General features: G+C 71.2%; 23 protein-coding genes. 12 read left to right on the top strand and 11 right to left on the bottom strand.

The window, feature by feature from the left end; genetic code table 11:
* Nucleotides 1–61 precede the first annotated feature (61 nt).
* The gene (locus BIV23_RS07655) at nucleotides 62–1,027 is read left to right on the top strand and encodes a DMT family transporter (protein WP_177239766.1); all 966 of its coding nucleotides are present in this window, start codon (nucleotides 62–64) and stop codon (nucleotides 1,025–1,027) included.
* A 389-nt stretch (nucleotides 1,028–1,416) separates the two neighbouring features.
* Here the strand turns inward: BIV23_RS07655 and BIV23_RS07660 are convergent, their stop codons facing one another.
* Entirely contained in the window at nucleotides 1,417–2,748 is a 1,332-nt protein-coding gene (locus tag BIV23_RS07660) for an aminotransferase class I/II-fold pyridoxal phosphate-dependent enzyme (RefSeq protein ID WP_079173004.1), read from the bottom strand.
* A 70-nt stretch (nucleotides 2,749–2,818) separates the two neighbouring features.
* Between BIV23_RS07660 and BIV23_RS07665 the strand changes: the two genes are divergently transcribed.
* A complete protein-coding gene (locus BIV23_RS07665) occupies nucleotides 2,819–3,499 on the top strand; it encodes a pyridoxamine 5'-phosphate oxidase family protein (RefSeq protein WP_071379990.1) in 681 nt (226 codons plus the stop codon).
* Between the two features lie 36 nt (nucleotides 3,500–3,535).
* Here the strand turns inward: BIV23_RS07665 and BIV23_RS07670 are convergent, their stop codons facing one another.
* The 3 genes from BIV23_RS07670 to BIV23_RS07680 all read right to left on the bottom strand — a co-directional run bounded on the left by BIV23_RS07670 (nucleotide 3,536) and on the right by BIV23_RS07680 (nucleotide 6,387).
* The gene (locus BIV23_RS07670; protein WP_071379991.1) at nucleotides 3,536–4,498 is read right to left on the bottom strand and encodes a DMT family transporter; all 963 of its coding nucleotides are present in this window, start codon (nucleotides 4,496–4,498) and stop codon (nucleotides 3,536–3,538) included.
* Between the two features lie 191 nt (nucleotides 4,499–4,689).
* Nucleotides 4,690–5,682: an EamA family transporter gene (locus BIV23_RS07675; protein ID WP_425443468.1), complete on the bottom strand. Its 993-nt coding sequence runs from the start codon at nucleotides 5,680–5,682 to the stop codon at nucleotides 4,690–4,692.
* A gap of 123 nt (nucleotides 5,683–5,805) precedes the next feature.
* Entirely contained in the window at nucleotides 5,806–6,387 is a 582-nt protein-coding gene (locus tag BIV23_RS07680) for a Clp protease N-terminal domain-containing protein (protein ID WP_245790420.1), read from the bottom strand.
* 221 nt (nucleotides 6,388–6,608) lie between these two features.
* Here BIV23_RS07680 and BIV23_RS48385 point away from each other — a divergent pair, with 221 nt between their 5' ends.
* Nucleotides 6,609–6,803, top strand: a complete 195-nt coding sequence (locus BIV23_RS48385; RefSeq protein WP_177239762.1) for a hypothetical protein — start codon at nucleotides 6,609–6,611, stop codon at nucleotides 6,801–6,803.
* Nucleotides 6,804–6,941: 138 nt separating this feature from the next.
* Entirely contained in the window at nucleotides 6,942–7,370 is a 429-nt protein-coding gene (locus BIV23_RS07685; protein WP_071379993.1) for a type II toxin-antitoxin system Rv0910 family toxin, read from the top strand.
* A gap of 56 nt (nucleotides 7,371–7,426) precedes the next feature.
* Here BIV23_RS07685 and BIV23_RS45785 read toward each other — a convergent pair whose 3' ends face one another.
* Complete coding sequence (locus BIV23_RS45785; protein WP_079173010.1) at nucleotides 7,427–8,053, bottom strand: PadR family transcriptional regulator; 627 nt, start codon at nucleotides 8,051–8,053, stop codon at nucleotides 7,427–7,429.
* Between the two features lie 270 nt (nucleotides 8,054–8,323).
* Here BIV23_RS45785 and BIV23_RS07695 point away from each other — a divergent pair, with 270 nt between their 5' ends.
* Complete coding sequence (locus tag BIV23_RS07695; RefSeq protein WP_071379994.1) at nucleotides 8,324–8,668, top strand: hypothetical protein; 345 nt, start codon at nucleotides 8,324–8,326, stop codon at nucleotides 8,666–8,668.
* Nucleotides 8,665–8,991 carry a hypothetical protein gene (locus tag BIV23_RS07700; RefSeq protein WP_071379995.1) on the top strand — a complete coding sequence of 109 codons (327 nt, stop codon included), beginning with the start codon at nucleotides 8,665–8,667 and terminating at the stop codon, nucleotides 8,989–8,991. Before BIV23_RS07695 ends, BIV23_RS07700 begins: the two co-directional genes overlap by 4 nt.
* Nucleotides 8,992–9,269: 278 nt before the next feature.
* On the opposite strand, the gene BIV23_RS07705 is transcribed toward BIV23_RS07700, so the two are convergent.
* Nucleotides 9,270–9,521 carry an N-acetyltransferase gene (locus tag BIV23_RS07705; protein ID WP_071379996.1) on the bottom strand — a complete coding sequence of 84 codons (252 nt, stop codon included), beginning with the start codon at nucleotides 9,519–9,521 and terminating at the stop codon, nucleotides 9,270–9,272.
* A gap of 289 nt (nucleotides 9,522–9,810) precedes the next feature.
* On the opposite strand from BIV23_RS07705, the gene BIV23_RS07710 reads away from it, so the two are divergent.
* Complete coding sequence (locus BIV23_RS07710) at nucleotides 9,811–10,239, top strand: VOC family protein (protein ID WP_071379997.1); 429 nt, start codon at nucleotides 9,811–9,813, stop codon at nucleotides 10,237–10,239.
* 219 nt (nucleotides 10,240–10,458) lie between these two features.
* On the opposite strand, the gene BIV23_RS07715 is transcribed toward BIV23_RS07710, so the two are convergent.
* Entirely contained in the window at nucleotides 10,459–10,833 is a 375-nt protein-coding gene (locus BIV23_RS07715; RefSeq protein ID WP_071379998.1) for a MerR family transcriptional regulator, read from the bottom strand.
* A gap of 59 nt (nucleotides 10,834–10,892) precedes the next feature.
* On the opposite strand from BIV23_RS07715, the gene BIV23_RS07720 reads away from it, so the two are divergent.
* On the top strand, nucleotides 10,893–11,795 hold the full coding sequence (locus BIV23_RS07720) for an NAD(P)-dependent oxidoreductase (RefSeq protein ID WP_071379999.1): 903 nt from the start codon (nucleotides 10,893–10,895) through the stop codon (nucleotides 11,793–11,795).
* 136 nt (nucleotides 11,796–11,931) lie between these two features.
* On the opposite strand, the gene BIV23_RS07725 is transcribed toward BIV23_RS07720, so the two are convergent.
* Nucleotides 11,932–12,546, bottom strand: coding sequence for a TetR/AcrR family transcriptional regulator (locus tag BIV23_RS07725; protein WP_071380000.1), 615 nt, complete (start codon nucleotides 12,544–12,546; stop codon nucleotides 11,932–11,934).
* A gap of 69 nt (nucleotides 12,547–12,615) precedes the next feature.
* On the opposite strand from BIV23_RS07725, the gene BIV23_RS07730 reads away from it, so the two are divergent.
* On the top strand, nucleotides 12,616–13,020 hold the full coding sequence (locus BIV23_RS07730) for a hypothetical protein (protein WP_177239770.1): 405 nt from the start codon (nucleotides 12,616–12,618) through the stop codon (nucleotides 13,018–13,020).
* Between the two features lie 37 nt (nucleotides 13,021–13,057).
* On the opposite strand, the gene BIV23_RS07735 is transcribed toward BIV23_RS07730, so the two are convergent.
* Complete coding sequence (locus tag BIV23_RS07735; RefSeq protein ID WP_071380001.1) at nucleotides 13,058–13,492, bottom strand: VOC family protein; 435 nt, start codon at nucleotides 13,490–13,492, stop codon at nucleotides 13,058–13,060.
* 120 nt (nucleotides 13,493–13,612) lie between these two features.
* Between BIV23_RS07735 and BIV23_RS07740 the strand changes: the two genes are divergently transcribed.
* Nucleotides 13,613–14,425, top strand: coding sequence for a PhzF family phenazine biosynthesis protein (locus BIV23_RS07740; protein WP_071380002.1), 813 nt, complete (start codon nucleotides 13,613–13,615; stop codon nucleotides 14,423–14,425).
* Between the two features lie 7 nt (nucleotides 14,426–14,432).
* Here BIV23_RS07740 and BIV23_RS07745 read toward each other — a convergent pair whose 3' ends face one another.
* Both BIV23_RS07745 and BIV23_RS07750 read right to left on the bottom strand, forming a co-directional pair.
* Nucleotides 14,433–15,233, bottom strand: a complete 801-nt coding sequence (locus tag BIV23_RS07745) for a CPBP family intramembrane glutamic endopeptidase (RefSeq protein ID WP_071380003.1) — start codon at nucleotides 15,231–15,233, stop codon at nucleotides 14,433–14,435.
* A 129-nt stretch (nucleotides 15,234–15,362) separates the two neighbouring features.
* The gene (locus tag BIV23_RS07750) at nucleotides 15,363–16,901 is read right to left on the bottom strand and encodes a glutamate-cysteine ligase family protein (protein WP_071380004.1); all 1,539 of its coding nucleotides are present in this window, start codon (nucleotides 16,899–16,901) and stop codon (nucleotides 15,363–15,365) included.
* Between the two features lie 571 nt (nucleotides 16,902–17,472).
* On the opposite strand from BIV23_RS07750, the gene BIV23_RS07755 reads away from it, so the two are divergent.
* Together BIV23_RS07755 and BIV23_RS07760 are read left to right on the top strand one after the other, a co-directional pair.
* Nucleotides 17,473–18,072 (top strand): hypothetical protein, encoded by a 600-nt coding sequence (locus BIV23_RS07755; RefSeq protein ID WP_071380005.1) that lies wholly within the window; start codon nucleotides 17,473–17,475, stop codon nucleotides 18,070–18,072.
* A 325-nt stretch (nucleotides 18,073–18,397) separates the two neighbouring features.
* Nucleotides 18,398–18,604, top strand: a complete 207-nt coding sequence (locus tag BIV23_RS07760) for a DUF5999 family protein (RefSeq protein ID WP_071377983.1) — start codon at nucleotides 18,398–18,400, stop codon at nucleotides 18,602–18,604.
* Nucleotides 18,605–18,646 lie beyond the last annotated feature (42 nt).

Consider the following 18,646-nt stretch of genomic DNA (forward strand, 5'->3'; position numbering starts at 1 on the left):
AGATATACCGCGTGACAAATCTCGATTGTGCTACGACGTTGTCTCCGGGCATCGTGAAGCCATGCGCAGCACGGTCACCACACCCCCGGCCCAGTCCCCCGCAACCGCCGAGTCCCCGTCCCGGCCCCGCGCCCGGCCCCGCCTCGACTGGCGGCTCCGCTTCGGCGCGCTGTCCCTGATCTGGGGCTTCAGCTTTCTGCTGATCAAGGTCGGGACGGACGGCTACGCGCCGTTCCAGGTCACCCTCGGGCGGCTGGTGTTCGGCACGGCGGTGCTGGCCGCGGCTATGGCGGTCAAGCGTGAGCGGCTGCCCCGCGGGGCCCGCCTGTGGGGTCGCATGGCGGTCGCCGCGTTCTTCCTGAACGCCCTCCCCTTCTCCCTCTTCGCCTACGCCGAGCTGACGATCCCGTCCACGCTGGCCGGTATCTGCAACGCGACCTCGCCCCTGTGGGGCATGGCCCTGTCCCTGGTCGCCCTCTCCGAGGACCGGCCGACCCGGGTCCGCGTGGCCGGCCTCGGCCTGGGCTTCCTCGGGGTGCTGACCGTGCTCGGCGTGTGGCAGGGCTTCCACGGCCTGGACGCCACGGGTACGGCGCTGGCGCTGCTGGCCTCGCTGAGCTATCCCGTCGGCTGGATCTACGTCCGCCGGACACTCGCCGCAACCGGCAACTCCCATCTGTCGATGACCGGGGCGCAGCTGCTGCTCGCGACGCTCCAACTGGCCGTGGTGACACCGCTGTTCGCCGGCTTCCCCACGCATCTCTCGCCGGTGCCGCTGCTGGCGATCGCCGCGCTGGGCGCCCTGGGGACGGGACTCGCGGTGCTGATCCAGTACGGCCTGGTCGCGGAGGTGGGTCCGACGACCGCGCAGATGGTCACGTACTTCATCCCGGTCATCGCCACCGCCGCCGGCGTCGCGCTCCTCGGGGAGTCGCTGCGCTGGACCACACCGGTGGGAGCGGTGATCGTGCTGGCGGGGGCCGCGCTGACGCAGGCGCGGGGGCGGAAGGGCGCCAAGGGCGCCTAGGGAGTGTCGATCAGGCCGCGGCCGGTCCGCGGGATTCGCCCTGGTCGCCTTGCCGACCTCTCGGCAGGACTTCTGCCGACCGGCCTCCGGGCGTACGACGTCCGGCTCCAAGGACGGCATCGGCAACCCCACGATCGAGGGCAGCGGCGCCCACTCCGGACGGGCCGACCCGCGCGACCCGGAGATCATCGGCGACGTTCGGCTGCACCGCGTGATCCGACGGGACACCGACGACGGCCCGCCGCTGCCGCACGGCGTCCTGGACGACGACGGCGCCGACCCCGGCAGATCGGCACCCGACCGCGGCGTTGCAGGCAGCGCGGCGCAAGGGAACCCTGTGCCCCGGCCGGCGGACCGCGCCGCCCCTCACGCCCTCGCTTCGGTCGCCGTCAGCCGTAGACCCGCGCCGGAGACGGCCGTACGGCTGCCGCCACCGCCTCCGCCAGGGGGGCGATGTCCTTCTCCGTGAGCATCGAGACGGTGATGCGGATCGCCGGGGGGCTGTTCAGGCGGAAGCGGGCGCCCGGGGCCACCGCCCAGCCGGACTGGACGAGGCGGGCCACCGCACCCGTCTCGTCGGGGACCGGGATCCAGACGTTCATGCCGCTGCGGCCGTGGCCGACGACGCCCCGGTCGGCGAGGGCGTCGAGCAGCGCGTCCCTGCGTGCGCCGTACGACCGTGCCACCGCCGTGCGGTCCACCGCGCCCTCCTGCCACAGCCGGACCACGGCCCGTTGCAGCAGCAGGCTGACCCAGCCCGGGCCCAGGCGCTGACGGCCGCGCACTCGGTCGACGGTGACCGGGTCGCCGGTGAGTACGGCCACGCGCAGGTCGGGGCCGTAGGTCTTGGAGGCGGAGCGGACGACGGCCCAGTGGCGGGTGACGCCCGCGAGGGGGTGCAGCGGGAACTCGACGATGCCGTGACCGTGGTCGTCCTCGACCAGCACGGTCCCCGGATGGTCACGCAGGACCGCGCGCAGCGCACGCGCGCGCGTGGCGGTCACCGAGGCGCCGGTCGGGTTCTGGGCGCGGTCGGTGACGATCAGGGCGCGGGCCCCGGAGTCGAGGGCCGCGCGCAGGTCTTCGGGGCGCGGGCCGTCGTCGTCCACGGCCACCGGAAGGATGCGCAGGCCCAGCGCGGGGATCAGGTCCAGGACGCTGCCCCAGCCCGGGTCCTCGACGGCGACGGCGTCGCCCGGCCTGAGGTGGGCCGACAGGACGCGTTCGATGGCGTCGAGGGAGCCGGACGTCACGGTCAGCGGGCCCTCCGGGACGCCGTCGGCGTCGAGTTCGGCGCGGGCGAGGCGGACGAGGTCCGCGTCGACGGGGTCGTCGCCGTAGCGGACGGGGCGCCGGTCGCCCTCCCGCGCCGCCGCGGTGAGGGCCGGGGCGAGGCGGGGCAGCAGGGCCGGGTCCGGGTTGCCGGTGGCCAGGTCGCGACCTCCGGCGGGGACCTCCACGCGCAGTTCCTCGCGTCCAGTGGTGGCCGGCCGGGGGCGCACCCGGCTGCCCCGGCGGCCGGCCGTCTCGATCACCCCGCGCTCGCGCAGGGTGCGATAGGCCGCCGCGACCGTGTTGGGGTTCACGCCCAGCCGAGCCGCCAACTCCCGCATGGGCGGCAGGGGTTGCCCCGGCGCCAGCTCACCGGCGCCGACCGCGCCCTCGATTCCGGCCGCAATCTCTGCTGCGCCGCGCCCCTCGATCCGATACTCTCCTAGCACAAAGTCAATTATGCACTAGTGCAATACGAGCGGCAATGCGGCTCGTCACAGCTCGCCATGGAGGACCGTCATGCAGGGGACGACCGAAGAATCCCGGGCCGCCGCCTACACCCCGACCGACCGCACCGTGCCCACGCGCTCCGCGGACCGGGCGTCGTACGACAAGGAACTGGTGCACGCGATACTCGACGAGGGGTACGTCTGCCACCTCGGCTTCGTCCGGGACGGGGCTCCCGTGGTGCTGCCGACGCTCTACGGCCGGGTCGGCGAGCGGCTCTACGTCCACGGGTCCACCGGTTCCCGTCCGCTGCGGATGTCCGGCGCGGCCGACCCGGGGCTGCCGGTGTGCCTCACGGTCACCCACGTCGACGGGCTGGTGCTGGCCCGCTCCGCCTTCCACCACTCGATCAACTACCGCTCCGTGGTGGTGCACGGCGTCGCGCACCAGGTCACCGACCCCGAGGAGCGGCGCCTGGCCCTGGACGCGCTGGTGGACCACGTCGTGCCCGGCCGCGCCGCCGACTCCCGGCCCGCGAACAAGAAGGAGCTGGCCGCCACCGCGGTGATCCGCCTGGACCTGGACGAGGTCTCGGCCAAGGTCCGCACCGGCGGTGCGAACGACGAGCCCGAGGACCTCACCCTGCCGCACTGGGCCGGCGTCGTCCCGCTCCGCAAGGGCTACGACGCACCGGTCCCCAACACCGACCTGGCCCCCGGCATCACACTCCCGGACTACCTCACGCGGGCGTAGGACACCGCGGCGCCGCACAGGTCCCGCACGGGCCGGTCACACAGGGATCGGCCCCCGACGACCGGCTCCGCGCGCCTCGCTCACCGCCAGGCCCGCGACCGCCGTGAGCATCAGCAGGGTGCCGGTCGCGGTCGCCGCCGTGAGCCGTTCGCCGAGCAGCACGACGGCGAGCACGGCCGCGGTCACCGGCTCCAGCAGCATGATCACGGACACGGTGGCGGACCGTACGACGGCCGCTCCCGCGAAGTACAGGGCGTACGCGAGAGCGGTCGGCACGGCGGCGATGTAGCAGAGGAGCCACAGCAACCGGGCCGGGTGGGCGGTGTGCGGGACCAGCCCCTCGTGCAGGGCGAACGGCAGGAGGCACAGGGTGGTCACCGCGAAGGCCCCGACGGTGGTGTCGGAGGCATCGACCGCGCCGCCCCTCCCCCACCGGCGCGTCAGCAGGGTCATGACCGCGTAGCCCGCGGCCGACAGCAGCGCCAGCAGCACGCCCGCCGGGCGGACGGTCGCGGCCGAGCCGCCGAAGGTCAGCACGGCCAGCCCGGCGAGCGCGCCGCCGACGGCCAGGACGCCTCCCGCGCCGAGCCGTTCGCCGAGCAGGAGCCGGGCGCCGAGCGCGATGAGCACGGGGCCCGCGCCGAGGGTGACGACGGTGGCCACCGCGAGCCCGGTCGACTCCACGGCGGCGAAGTAGGCGGTCTGGAACACCGCCAGCCCGAGGCCCGTGACGAGGGCACGGACCATCCGGCGCGCCGGCGGTTCGGTCGAGACCTGCCGGGTCTTCCGTGTTTTCCAGGGCAGCCCGCGCCCGGCCAGCAGCAAGAGGAGCCCCAGCGCACAGCGCCAGAACGACAGGCCGAAGGCGCCCATGTCGCTGGTCCGGTAGACCAGGGAGGCTGCGGCGCCGGCGGTGCCCCAGGCGGCACCGGTGACGATCAGATAGAGCAGGCCACGCCCGACGGGCAGGCCGGAAGCGGCGTTCGGGTTCGTCGACAAGAGAGTTTCTCCGCAGAAACGCACCGACGGGGTGCGGAAGTTCGAAGGCGACCCGCCTTCAGCGGGGCGCGCGGACTTCGTCTGCGGGCAGCACCGTCCGGCCCGGCGCACACGCGCCGGGCGGGTGTCCCGGAGGCCCGCCTCAGGCAGCCGGGGGCGGAAGAACCAGGGTGGACGGCATGACCGGAACCCTAGGCGGACGTCCCGCGCGCCGACAACTCCCGGTCCGGGCCGCGCGAGGCCACGGGCTCGGCGGAGTTCTTGGCCGGGGTGGAGGACTGCGCGATGAACGCGCCGATCAGGACGACCAGTCCGCCGACGAGCTGCGGCGCCGAGAGGTGCTCGCCGAGCAGCACCCAGGCCAGCACGGTGGCGACCACCGCCTCCAGACAGGCGACGACCCCGGCGACCTGCGGCGACAGCCGCCGCACCGAGAGCACCCCGGTGACGTACGCGGCGACCGTGGCGATCAGCACGATCCAGGCCAGCAGGACGACGGCGGGTACGACGGTGCCGTTCATCTCCGCGGAGCCGGTCAGCACCGACCAGCGCATGGTCCAGGGGCGGGCCACCACGGTGAGTACGGCGGCGCCGACGAGCAGGCCGTACGCGATGACGCCGAGCGGGTCCGGGGCCTCCTCGCCCGCGTCGCTGCCCTGGTCGGCTAGGACGAAGTAGCCGACCTGGCAGCAGGCGGCGGCGAGCGCGAACAGCAGGCCGAGCGGGTCGAAGCTCAGTCCCGACCAGACCTCGACGACACAGGCGAGGCCGCCGGCCGCGAGGACGACACCGAGCGCGGCGGCGCGGGTCACCGGCCGCCGCTGGACGAACCGCACCCAGCCCAGCACCAGGGCCGGGGCCAGATATTCGACGAGCAGCGCCACGCCCACCGGGATCCGGGAGAGCGCGGCGAAGTAGCAGGCCTGGACACCGGCGACGGCGAGCAGTCCGAACCCGGCGAGCAGCGCGGGCCGGCGGCGCGGCAGGCTCCGGTGGCGTACGGCGAGCGGCAGCATGACCAGGGCGGCGCCGGTGACCCGCAGCCACACCACGTGGAGCGGGTCGAGTCCCGCCTCGATCAGTGGTTTCGCGGCCACACCGGACCCGCCGAAGGCGAGCGCCGACACGAGCGCGAGACCGAGTCCGGCACCTTTGCCGTGACTGCCCTGACTGCTTTCAGACATCTGCACCGGCACATGATGGCAGGCGGCGACATGAGCGTCACTCCCTTTGACACCTGTCTCATGGACTGGACCGCCCAGCCGCCGACAGCCGGCCGGCTCTCCGGACCGTACGGGCTCAGCGGTTCAGCAGCTCGCGCTCCCGTCGCCCGCGTACTCCTCGGTACCGGCGTCGATCCGGGCGCCCAGGTCAAGGGCGGAGATGCCGGCGCGTTCGAGGACCTCGACCGCGCGGGCACCGGGGTCCGCGGCGAGCGCGGCGAGCAGATCGGTGCCGGCGGGGCGGAGCTCGCCGCGGTGCCGGGCCCGCTCGCGGGCGCCGCTCATGGCCGCGGCCGCGGCGGGCGACCAGGCGGGGGCGTCCCGGGTGTCGCGCGCGAGGGAGCGGGCCGGGGCGGGTACGACGATGGCGCCGGAGTCCTCCACACTGCCCTGCCAGCGCAGGCCGTAGCCGATGCTGCGCTGCACGAGGTAGCCGAGCAGCCTCGCGAGCCGCTGCGGGTCGCCGACGGCGGCACGGACCTCGGGGTCGTGCTCCAGGAGGGAGTGCAGCAGATGGGCGGTGTCGATCTGCCGGTCCCCGTCCCGGACGGCCCTCCGGCGGGCACCCGCGACCACCGCTGCCAGCTCGGCGCCGAGCGCGGCATCGTCCTCGATCTGCGGAACCGCCTCGTCATGGGCGGTCCCGCGGGTAGTACGGGGTTGCACAACCTCTACCCCATCAGCCTCAACGGTCCGAGTCATCCGCGAGCGGAACCATCTTCGCGTCCCACACAGAGTGGACATCGCCGAGCGCAATCTCATCCTTACGGAGGAGATTCGGCCGACCTGGCGGAGATCCGGACCGGGACGCCCCACAGGACGCGCGCGCCGCCTCGCCGTACGCCCTGGGCGCAACCGCCACGCCTCCGTACTCGTCCCCCTTGTATATGGAGAGCGCACGCGAGTGCTGGCTTGTGGCGCTGCCGGCGGTCGACGGCAAGCAGTACGTCTACCGGGTGTACGCCCCGGAGGGCGCCGTACTCGCCGACCTGTTCTGGGACGCCTGGCACTGCCACGACGAGAGCGCCTTCCCGCGCGCGTGGGACCTGTTCGACGCGGCGCTGATCCGACGGATCGGCTGAACCAACCGCCTCACGGTTTCCCCTTCACCTTCCATGTCACCATTTCCACGCCATTCCTGACGGTTCATCAGTGTTGAACATTGCAGCCGCTGCGGCTACGTTCCGCGACACCGTAGCCCGACACGAAGGGGTGGTCGCATGGCCGAAGTCAGTGCTGAGGCACGCGTGGAGGCGCAGGCCGAGAAGGTATGGGCGCAGCTCACCGACTGGTCGGCGTACGGGGAGTGGAACGCGACCCACACCAACTTCCCCAAGGGCGGACCGGAGACCCTGGCGGTGGGCGGGACCTTCCAGGAGAACATGAAGCTGATGGGCTTCCCGGCGGAGGTCGAGTGGACCGTCGAGGAGCTGGAGCCGGCCCGGGTGCTCGCCATTCGCGGCAAGGGGCCGATGGCCGTGACCGTCGCCACGCGGTACACGCTCACCCCGCAGGGCGAGGCCACGGTGGTCCGTATCGACGGCGAGTTCACGGGCGCCGCCGTCTCCCTCATGGCGGGCAAGCTCAAGGACTCGGCGACGGCCGCGCTCAACGAGTCCCTGCGCAAGCTGGCCGGACTGGTGGCCTGAGCGGCGAACGCGCGAAGGCGCCCCGCGGACGGTCCGCGGGGCGCCTTCGGTACGGGTCAGTGCTCGTCGGCGAGGATCAGGTACAGCTTCTTGCGGGCTTCGTTGATGACGGCCAGCGCCTTCTCGCGCTGCTCCTTGCTGCCGGTCTTCCAGACCTGGCTGAAGGCCTCCATCAGGCCGAAGCCGGCCTGCCGGATCTCGCCGAGGGCCTCCCAGTCGACCCCGCGCGAGGCCTCCTCCCACGGGGCGTCCGGGCCCTCGTCGGCGACGGAACGCCCGTCACCGGTGAGCGCGAACAGCTTCTTGCCGCCCTCGCTCTCGCTGGCGATCAGGCCCTCGTCCTCCAGCAGCTGGAGCGTGGGGTACACCGAACCGGGGCTGGGCTTCCACGCGCCGCCGCTGCGTTCGGCGATCTCCTGGATCATCTCGTAGCCGTGCATCGGCCGGTCCTTCAGCAGGGCCAGGATCGAGGCGCGTACGTCACCGCGCCGCGCCCGCCCCCTCGGACCGCCGCGCCCACGGGGCCCCCAGGCGCCGGGGCCGAAACCGGGTCCACCGGGACCGAATCCCGGCCCACCCGGCCCGAAGGGCCCGAACGCGGCCCGACGTCCCTCGAACCCGCCGAGGCCCCGGTACCCGTGACCCTCATGCCGGTGTCCGTGCTCGTATCCGTGGCTGCGCATCGCCATCACTCCATTCCATCGATGATCTGTCACGTCTGCATCGCGTATCGTTCGCGATGTCTCAACGATATATCGGAACCGATCGCATGGCAATGCCGTGGGTCGACTGCCTGGTGTCCCGTCCTCACTCAATCGGGTCGTGTCTCAACGAACCGAGTCGTTCGGGCTTCTGTCTCAGCGAACCTGGTCGGCGCGTCTGAGCCCGGTGTCCCGTCGCAGCGAACCGCGGCTCGTCCCCCACCTGTCAGTGCTGATCGCCATCATGGGGATATGACCAGCCTGAACCTGACCACCGGCAGTATCTGGCGGCTCCACCACGGTGGCCACGAGATTGCCCGGCTGACCGTGACCGGTACCGACATGCCCTGGACTCACGCCGAAGTCGAGACACTTCCTGGTTTTGAAGAGTTCCGTCCCCTCTTCACTGAGCAAGAGCGGGCTGCCGACGAGGAGGACTGGGAGCGGGCCGACGCCTGCTACACCCAGATTCGCAGTGCGCTCACCCTGATGTTTCCTGACGGCGGCCCGGTCGCCGAGTTCATGCTGCACATCCACGACGACGGCACCGCCGGCTGGCGATGGCACGACGAGCCCTTCGACGCGGTGAACCCGTGACACGCTGGGTTCGCTGCTTCTGGGACGAGGAAGCCGTCTGGTTCTGCTTCGAGCTGGACGCCGATGGCTATGCGATCCGGCAAGTCGAGTTGCAGGAGCCCGGAGACAAGGCTCTGACCGCTGCCTCGCTGGCCGAGTGGCAAGAAGCCCAAAGAGACGGTCGGTCGGCTGAATACGAGAGCGTCTACGGTCTGACCGCGGAACCACCCGTCTCCGAGTGGGAAGGGCACGACCCGCAGTCGTTGTCGGCCGACGAGTTCGAGATCGTTTGGTCGAACGCCCGCGATGAGCTTCAGGATCGTCAGTGGCGCCCCTCTTCCTGAGCACATCCACTACTGCGGCTTCCGACCAGGAAACTGCCATCTTCCATGCGAAACCGGCCGTCAAGCGTCTCACCAACCCGGCAAGGTCCTGCTCGGGCGGCATCACCCTCGCCATGATCCACGAGACGCGCCAACCGCACCGCCCACGCGTCTTCGCGACGCCTCGTCGCTGCCCTCGGCAGGTCGCGGTTGAACCTGTCGCCCCGCAGGGCAGCGGCCTCGCCTCTGCAAGATCCGATGAGACGGGACACCCGGAATCCCACGATGGGTTGGGGCCTCTACTCGTCAAGCGCGAAGCGATAGACAGTCGACTGCCTGGTTCGGAAGCCGAGACGCTCATAGAGCCGGTTCGCAGCCGAACGATCCGGCCGGGAGGTGAGATCCGCCGTGTTGGCATCGCAGGTGACCATCTGCCTGACCGTCTCATGATCAAGGGGCTTTGCCGTCGAGGACAACTGCAGCAACAGTCGACCGAAGGCGTTGACGAGTTCCTCACTCGTTTCCCTGATGATGTCTACACGGACGTCCATGCGACGAGCGTATCCGCCGCCCACGAGGCCGAGCCTGCTACGGCCCGGCGAGCCGTCCGTCTCAACGAACCAAGTCGCTGTGTCCCACCCAATCCAATCCAGTCCATGCAGGTCAGCGACGTACAGAAAACCAACTCCATGGAGACAGGACACCTGATACGGAACCCGAGGCGCTCACGGGGCCGGTTCGCTGCCGCGCGGTCCGGCCGGGAGGTGGGATCCAGCGTCCGGGCGCCGGCGATGAAACCCCGACATCCCGCTGATCGACGCGCGCCCATACGGTGGACCCATGACGTCGATCAAGAAGTTCCAAGTCACCTTCGACTGCGCGGAACCCGAGCGGCTCGCTCGCTTCTGGTGCGAGGTGTTGGGGTACGTCGTACCGCCGCCGCCCGAGGGGTTTGCCACGTGGGACGACTTCAAGCGATCACAGCCGCCTGAGCAGCGGGATTCATGGTTCGCCTGCAGTGACCCCTCTGGTGTGGGCCCGCGACTGTACTTCCAGCGCGTCCCCGAAGGGAAGGCCGCCAAGAACCGGGTGCATCTCGACGTGCGGGTCGGCACCGGACTCGTGGGGGAAGAGCGCCTCGCCGCGCTTGAGGCCGAATGTGCACGACTGGTCCCGCTCGGCGCCGTACACGTGCAGACGCTGTACGACGGCAATGATGCGTGCATCCCGATGCAGGACATCGAGGGCAACGAGTTCTGCATCGACTGAGGAGCCGTGGGCGGGCCGGTGGAGGCGGGGTACGGCTGGGCGGACGCGTCGGACGTTCAGGCGGGGTTCGTCGGTGTCGACGGGGTCGCCGCCCGCGGAGCCCGCCTCCCGCGGACCGGAACCACCGGCTCGACCGCACTCCACTGACATCTGACGGCCCGTCCACCGGCCTGGTGGACGGGGCGGTCCCACGAGCAATGGCGTCAACGTCCGTCGGCTTCAGCGCGAAGGGACGGCCTGGGCGCGCAGTGGGCGTCCGACGAGGGAGTCGAGGATGTCGCGAGCAGTGATCAGGTCGCCGATCGCCGCGTTGATCCGGTGGCGCTCCTTCGCGAGGCCTTCGATGAGTTCCGGGCACCGCCCGGACAGGACGACGCCGTCGTCGACGGCGCAGGGAAGGATCTCGGCGACGGCCGATGTGCCGAGTCCCGCGGAGAGCAGGACCTGGATGCGTCGCACGGTGGTGACGGTGTGTTCGTCGTAGTCGCGGTATCCGTTCGGCAGGCGTGTCGGGGTGAGTAGCCCCTGTTCTTCGTCATAGCGCAGGGAGCGCTGGCTCGCGCCGGTGCGTCGTGACAGTTCACCGATCCTCATGGGGATGAGTCCAACAGCGCTTGACCTTGACGTCAATGTGAGGGTTTAGCGTTCGAGACGTGATCGAAACCTCTGACGAGAACACCCGGCTCACGCCCGTAACCGTCCTCGGCCTCGGCCCGATGGGCCGCGCCCTGGCCTCAGCCTTCCTCGAAGCCCGCCATCCGGTGACCGTGTGGAACCGCACGCCTGGAAGGGCCGGAGACCTCCTCGACCGGGGGGCGGCGACCGCCGGCTCGGTCCAGGACGCGGTGGCGGCCGGACAAGTGATCATTGCCTGTCTGATCGACTACGACGCGGTGCGGGCCACGCTCGAACCCGCGCAGGCGAGGTGGGGGAACCGGTGCCTGGTCAACCTCACCAGCGGAGAACCGGCTCAGGCCCGCCAGATGTCACGGTGGGCGTCTTCGCGCGGGATCGACTACCTGGACGGCGCGATCCTGACCCCGACACCGGCGATGGGCACGCCGTCCGCCGCCGTCCTCTTCAGCGGCGGCCGTGATGCCTACGAGGCCGTTCGGGAGACCATGGCGGCGATGGGCGGCACCGCGGTGCATCTCGGGGACGATCCCGGCCAGGCATCCGCCTACGAGGTCGCGCTCCTGGACATCTTCGCCACCTCGGTCAACGGCGTTGCGCACGCCTTCGCCCTCGCGTCGGCCGAGGGCATCGAGCCAGAACGGTTCGCGGCCTTCGCCACCGGCATCGGCGGACTCCTCCCGGAGGTGATCAAGCGTTTCGCCCAGCAGATCCAGAGCGGCCGCTATCCCGGGGACCGATCCACGATCGCCTCCGCGGCATCCGGGATCACACACATCATCAACACCGCCTCCGGCCACGGAATCGACGTGGGGATGCTCAGTGCGGCGCGAGGCGTCATCGACCGCGCCGTCGCGGAGGGCTACGGGCCGGAGGGGCTCGCACGTCTGACGACCGTGCTACACACGGCCGGTCGGCCCTGAGAACCTGGCGTCTGAGGATCGCCTGAGCCCTCCCCCCAAAAAAAGAAATTCCCAACCCCCGCCCCCCTCAGCCCCATCGGATCCACGCTCGAACCCCGCCGTCCGGACTCCAGGACCCGCCCGGACCGCTTCGGCCTCATCCGGTCGCAGTGATGAGGGACATTCCCGATACCAGAGCGCGGGCAGCGTCGGCGAAGTACTGCTCGTCGGCCTCAGGGGCGAGGCCGAGGGGGACGCCCTGGCCGAGGCCGACGAACAGTGCCCTGAGCGCGGTGGTCAGGCGTTGTGCCTGTGGCGACGTCACGACGCCTCCGTCGTACGGCCTTCCGGTGAACAGCGCGATCAGATGGTTCTCCTGCGCCCGGACGGAGGTGGCGAGCTGGGCCCCCAGGTCCGGGTCATGCAGGGCCATGTCCAGCAGGGTGATCTGGAGCGACAGCCGGGACAGCGCGTCCGGGGCGTCACAACTGCGCCGGTAGTACCGGGCGAAGGCGTCGACCGCTTCCTGCAGATCGAGTCCCGCCGGAACCGCCTGCTCGATCTCCTCGTAGTACGGCCGCAGGTGGTCGGCGACCAGAGCGACCACCAGGCCGTTCTTGCTCCCGAACAGTGAGTAGACGGCGCCGGTGGTCAGGTCGGCGCGGTCGGCGATCTCGTCAAGCCTGGCCCGGTACCCGTCCCGGGAGACGACCTGGAACGCGGCATCCAGCAAGGCGCGGCGGTTGCGCTCCTTGGCCTCCGCTCTCGTCATTCTCATAGTCCGATTATTGCCGTAATATCGTTACGGGAACCACCGTGACGAGTTTCGAGGAGGACGCCGATGACCCAGGTCGTGGCAGCGCGGGTGACCCGCCGGACGGTGGGGGCCATCGCCGATGGCGGCTTCAAGGTGCTGCTCGCCGCCGGCTGCATCGCCGGCGCCGCCCCGCTCGGCCGGTTACTCGGCGCGCCGGTCTGGCTGATGGTCGTCTCGGGCGTGGCCCTGCTGATCAGCGGGGGCATCGAGATCGGATACACGCGCAGCCGGTCGATGCGCACGTACACGCGGCTCATGATCGCCTACGACAGCGGCTGGGTGCTGGCGGCCCTGGCCGGGCTCCTGACGGCGTGGCGGGGCGGCAGCGCCGGGGGCGAGGTCTGGATGGGGTACCAGACGGCGGCCCCCCTCGTGTTCGCCGCGCTGCTGGTCGCCGCCGATCCGGTCGGAAAGGCAGATCCGGACTGAGAGACGGGTCCCTTGAACGGATCCCATCGACGGCTCCTCAGTCGAGGCAGAACTCGTTGCCCTCGATGTCCTGCATCACGATGCACGACTCGTTCTCGTCATCGGCCGGCAGCAGTCGCACGCGTACCGCGCCGAGCGCGACCAGTCGTGCGCACTCGGCCTCGAGGACGGCGAGGCGCTCTTCGCCCACGAGCCCGGTGCCGGCCCGCACGTCGAGATGGACCCGGTTCTTGACGACCTTGCCCTCGGGAACGCGCTGGAAGAACAGGCGTGGGCCCACACCCGTGGGGTCACTGCAGGCGAACCATGCGCCCCGCTCCTCAGGCGGCAGCGTGCGATGGAAGTCGTCCCACGTGGCGAACCCCTCCGGCGGCGGCGGTGCGACGTATCCCAACACCTCGCACCAGAAACGAGCGACGCGCTCGGGTTCCGCGCAGTCGAAGGTGACCTGGAACTTCTTGATCGACGCCACCGGCCCACCCTAGCGGCCACGTACTGTTCACCGCGACCCCGGGGCGGTCGCCGGTGAAGCAGGCCAGGACTCGTGAATTGGCCTTGGGCCGGGGCCCGGTGCGACCACTAGCGTCGGCTCATGCACCTGCGAATCGTGGACGCCTTCACCGACCGCCCCTTCACCGGCAACCCGGCCGGGGTCCTGCTCCTGGACGACGCCTTCCCGGACGACACCTGGCTCCAGAACGTCGCCATGGAGGTGAACCACGCCGAGACGGCGTTCGCGCACCGGCTGCCCGAGGGCGGCGAGGCCGACTGGGCGCTGCGCTGGTTCACGCCCGTCACGGAGGTCGCGATGTGCGGGCACGCCACGCTCGCCACGGCCCACGTCCTGCACACCACCGGCGCCCACCCGGGCCCGGCGCGGTTCGCCACCCGCAGCGGCGTGCTCGTGGCGACGCCCGCCGCGGACGGCTCGATCACCCTCGACTTCCCGACCGCCCCGCTCACCCGGGTCGAGGCCCCGGCCGGGGTCGCCGACGCGCTCGGCGCCGAGCCGGTCGCCGCGTTCGACACCGGCGCGAACGTCGGTGACCTGCTGGTGGAACTGGCCGACGAGAAAACGGTGCTGGGGCTCGCCCCGGACCACAAGGCCCTGGCCGGCTGCTCCGCACGGGGCGTCATCGCCACGGCTCGCGCCGAGGATCCCGCCCGGGGCTACGACTTCGTCTCGCGCTGTTTCTTCCCGAACGTCGGTATCGACGAGGACCCGGTCACCGGCTCCGCCCACACCGCGCTCGCCCCGCACTGGTCCGCCCGGCTGGGCCGTGACGACCTCACGGGGCTCCAGGCCTCCCGCCGCACCGGTCTCGTCCGCACCGGACTGCGCGGCGAACGCACCCTCCTCACGGGTCGCGCGGTCACCGTCGTCGAGGGCGAGCTGCACGCCTGACGCGCGGTCAGCCCGTGGGCAGCCAGGGCACCCTGTGCGCGAGCAGGGCGTAGCCGACGAACGCGCCGATGTCGAGCAGGGAATGGGCGACGACCAGCGGACCGACGCGCCCCCAGCGGCGGTACAGGTACACGAACACCACGCCCATCACCATGTTGCCGACGAAGCCGCCGACGCCCTGGTAGAGGTGGTAGGAGCCGCGCAGGACCGCGCTGGCCACCAGCGCGGTCCCCGCGGACCAGCCCAACTGGCCGAGCCTGCGCAGCAGATAGCCGACGACGATGACCTCTTCGAGGACCGCGTTCTGCACGGCGGACAGGATCAGCACGGGGTACTTCCACCACACGCTCGGCAGCGCCTCGGGGATGACCGTGAGGTTGAAGCCGAGGCCGCGGGCGGCCAGGTAGAAGGCGATGCCGGTGCTGCCGATCACCGCCGCGATCGCGGCGCCCCGGCCGAGGTCGGGCCACGGCCTGGTGCGGTCGAAGCCCAGCGTGCGCAGGCCGGCGCCCTCGCGCAGCAGCAGATGGGCGATCAGGGCGACGGGGACCAGGGCGGTCGCGATGCCGAAGAGCTGCCAGGTGAGGTCCAGCCAGGGCCGCCCCGGGGCGGCCGACGCGTTCATGGTGGCCGCCTGGTCCTTCAGGCCGCCCGGCTTGGTCACCGAGCCGACGAAGCTGATCAGCGCGGAGACCCCGCTCGCGCCCAGCGACAGCGCGAGCACGAGCAGCGTCTCGTCCCGCAGGATCCGCCGCGGGTCGCGCCGCCGCGCCCCGGAATCGGTCACCGCGTCAGCCTCCACCTGCACCCCTGCCTCCCGCCGGCTCACGGGCCCGCAGGCCCACCTCTCGCCTGGCAAGGATCGCAGAAGGAGACGTGGGGACGGTGAGGACGGTACACCGGTAGGACGCCGAGCACTGCGGCCAGCCTCACCGGCTCAGCCCAGCTCAACCCCCAGCCCCAGCGGGGCGACCGGTTCCGGCAGGCCCACCGGCCACATGTGCACCGGCTCCCCCGCGAGCATCAGCTCGGCATAGCGGCGCGTCGTCGCGGCCAGTGCCGCCTCGCGGGTCAGGCCCTGTTCGAGGGCCTGGTGGAAGGTGGCCGCCTGCCAGGACGCCCCGTTCACCCGGCGTCGGCAACGCTCCTCGATGACGCCCAGGTACAGGTCCCGGTCGGCGGTCTCCACCCCCCACGCGTCCAGTCCGGCGGAGGCCAGCGGCAGCAGCTCGTCGCGGACGAGGGTGACCGCGTCGACCTCGCCCGTGCCGCCGTAGCGCCCGCGCCGCGGCCACACGAACCGCGCGTCGATGCCGTGGCGGCACGCGGCGTCGAAGTTGGCCTCGGCCGCGGCGAAGGGCAGCCGGGTCCACACCGGCCGGCTCTCCTCGGCGAGGGAGCGCACCAGTCCGTAGTAGAAGGCCGCGTTGGCGATCACGTCGATGACGGTGGGCCCGGCGGGCAGCACCCGGTTCTCCACCCTCAGGTGCGGTACGCCGTCGGCGATGCCGTACACCGGCCGGTTCCAGCGGTAGATCGTGCCGTTGTGCAGCACGAGTTCCGCGAGGCCGGGCGTGCCGCCGGCGGCGACGACCTCCAGCGGTTCCTCGTCGTCGCAGAGGGGCAGCAGGGCCGGGAAGAAGCGCAGGTTCTCGGCGAACAGTTCGTACGCGGAGGTGATCCAGCGCTCGCCGAACCAGGTCCGCGGCCGTACGCCCTGTGCCTGGAGTTCGGGCGGGCGGGTGTCGGTGGACTGGAGGAACAGCGGGGGCCGGGACTCTCGCCACAGCTCGTGCCCGAACAGGAAGGGCGAGTTGGCGCCGACGGCGATCTGCGGGGCACACGCCACCTGCGCGGCGTTCCACACGTCGGCGAACCGGCCCGGGGTGACCTGAAGGTGCAGCTGTACGGAGGTGCAGGCGGCCTCGGGGACGATCGACTTCGCCGTGCGGACGAGGTGTTCCACGCCCTCGATGTCGAGCCGGAAGTCCTCCCCGCGCGCGGCCACGATCTGGTCGTTGAGCAGGGTGTAGCGGTCGACCTCGGAGAGGTTGGCGGAGACCAGGTCGTCCGGGCCGAGCGTGGGCAGGATACCGATCATGACGATGCCGGCGTCCACCTCGCGGGCCTTGCGGTCGGCGTAGGCGAGCGAGGTGCGCAGTTCCTCGGCGAGTCGGTCGAATACCCGGCCACCCAGCCGGTGTGGGGCTATGTTGACTTCCAGGTTGAACATGGCGAGTTCTGTTTGGAAATCGCGGCTCGCGATGCGTTCCAGCACCTGACCGTTCAACATTTTCGGCATACCGTCGGTACCGGCGAGATTCAATTCGATCTCGACGCCCATGAGGTTCTTGGGACGGTCGAATCGCTTCTCCACCAAGAGTCGCTCCAGTCCCATCAAGCACTTCTGGAGCTTTTCGCGGTAGCGCTGGCGATCGGACAGGTCGAACTGCCCCGCCACGACCTTCTCCCCCATCGAAGCGTCCCTCCTCGGTGGGCGGACCGACGTTACGGCCGCCGGGCTCCCGGGTGCAGGGGGGATGATGCCCAGCGGAAGCGATCGATAACGCCCCGCGCGGACCCGGCGCACGCTACTCTGTCGGATTGTTCCCAGAGGCATTTTCACTGGGCATGCAGCAGCCCGTCCAGTCGGGTACCCGGCACATCTCGTGAAAAACGCCGACGACATTCGGCCGACCGCTACCGACGCGTATTCCGAGGTCAGCGGGGCGGGACCGGTCCGGGAATCGGGAGGATTCCCGCATACCGATGGCGTATTGCAGTCTTGCGCGGTTCACCGGAATGAGATAGACGAAACAACGGCCGAACGCGCGTCGTATAAACTTCGCCCACAAGGCAGAAGGTTGACGCCCTCGGTCGTGGTTCCCGCCATGTTCCTGCCGTCGCGGTCACGGGAGGCAGACCGAGCCGCACCCACGTTCACCGACCCGGGCCACCACCCTTCCGGCCTTTCCGTGAGCAGACAGCGCCGTCCGCCCCACCCTCCTCGCGCCGCCGCGCCTGTCGAATGAGAGAGGCGACCCACCATGCCGCTGCACGTGCCCCCAGCCCCCGCGCCCGCACTGCGTTCCGTCCTCGCCGCCCTCGGTTCCCCCACCGCCGTCCGCGAGGCCCGCACCCCGTCCCTGCGCGCCGCACAGGGCCCGGCGACACCCGAACTCCCGCTTCCCGTCCATGTGCTGGACCGGATCACGCCGCAGGGCCTGTCCGCGACCCGGCTGGCCGGCTGGCGCTTCCTGATCCGCTGCGGCGACAAGGCGGTGGCCGCCGCCGACACCATGCTCACCCCGGACGGCTGGGCCTTCTCGCACTTCTTCGAGGGCCCCTACGTCCCCTCCACCGAGCGCGCCATACAGCAGGCGGAGGCGCTGCAACAGCCGTACCAGGCGCGGCTGCTGTCCGTCCCCGGGCTGTACATGCTCACGCTGTGGCTGCACGGCGACACCACCGCCGACGGCGCCGCGGGGCACCCGGCCGGCACCGATCTGCTCGTGCCCCTCGCCCCGGCCCCACCCGGCATATCGGCGCACCGCCCGTTCCGCGTCGCCGAGCTGCTTCCGGTGCTGACCCATCGCGCGACCCCGCTCCCGCTCCTCGGCCCGCCCGTGCTCGGCTCGCCCGCCTGACCGGACCCTCCGCGTGCCCCGTCGCCTCCCCGGCGGCGGGGCACGCCCATGCCGGCACCCGGGCCACCCCCGTGCCGGACGCCCGTGCCAGGGACCCGGGGCAGCGGCTTGGCCTGCATGGACTAGCCCCATCCGACCACCGCGAACCACCCAAAGGGGCAGTGCACTTGGACTGAACCGTCCGGCCGGGTGACGCGTCATGAACCTGTGAGAAGCGGTGCAGCGAAATCCCTGCGGAATGACGCCCGGAGGGCAACACTGGGTTCCGACCGACTTATCACCACGGGGGACGGCCATGACCACGACAGAGCGAGAGATCCCACCCATGTGCCAGCACCAGCCGCCGTGTCCGACAGCAGAGTCCGCCGACCGGGAGTCCGCCCGTCTCGTGGCGCACCATCCCGAGCAGGGCTGGAGTCTGCTGTGCAACGGCGTCCTGCTCTTCGAGGACACCGGTGAGCTGCTGCCCGACGGCCGGATCATCGCCCCGCACCGCCCGCTGGGTGCGGAGCATGTGATGACCGCCGCCTGAGCGGAGGGCGCGCGAAGGACCTGCGGGGCCGGCCGCACCGTA

The organism is Streptomyces monashensis (assembly GCF_001866665.1).
Taxonomy (GTDB): Bacteria; Actinomycetota; Actinomycetes; order Streptomycetales; family Streptomycetaceae; genus Streptomyces; species Streptomyces monashensis.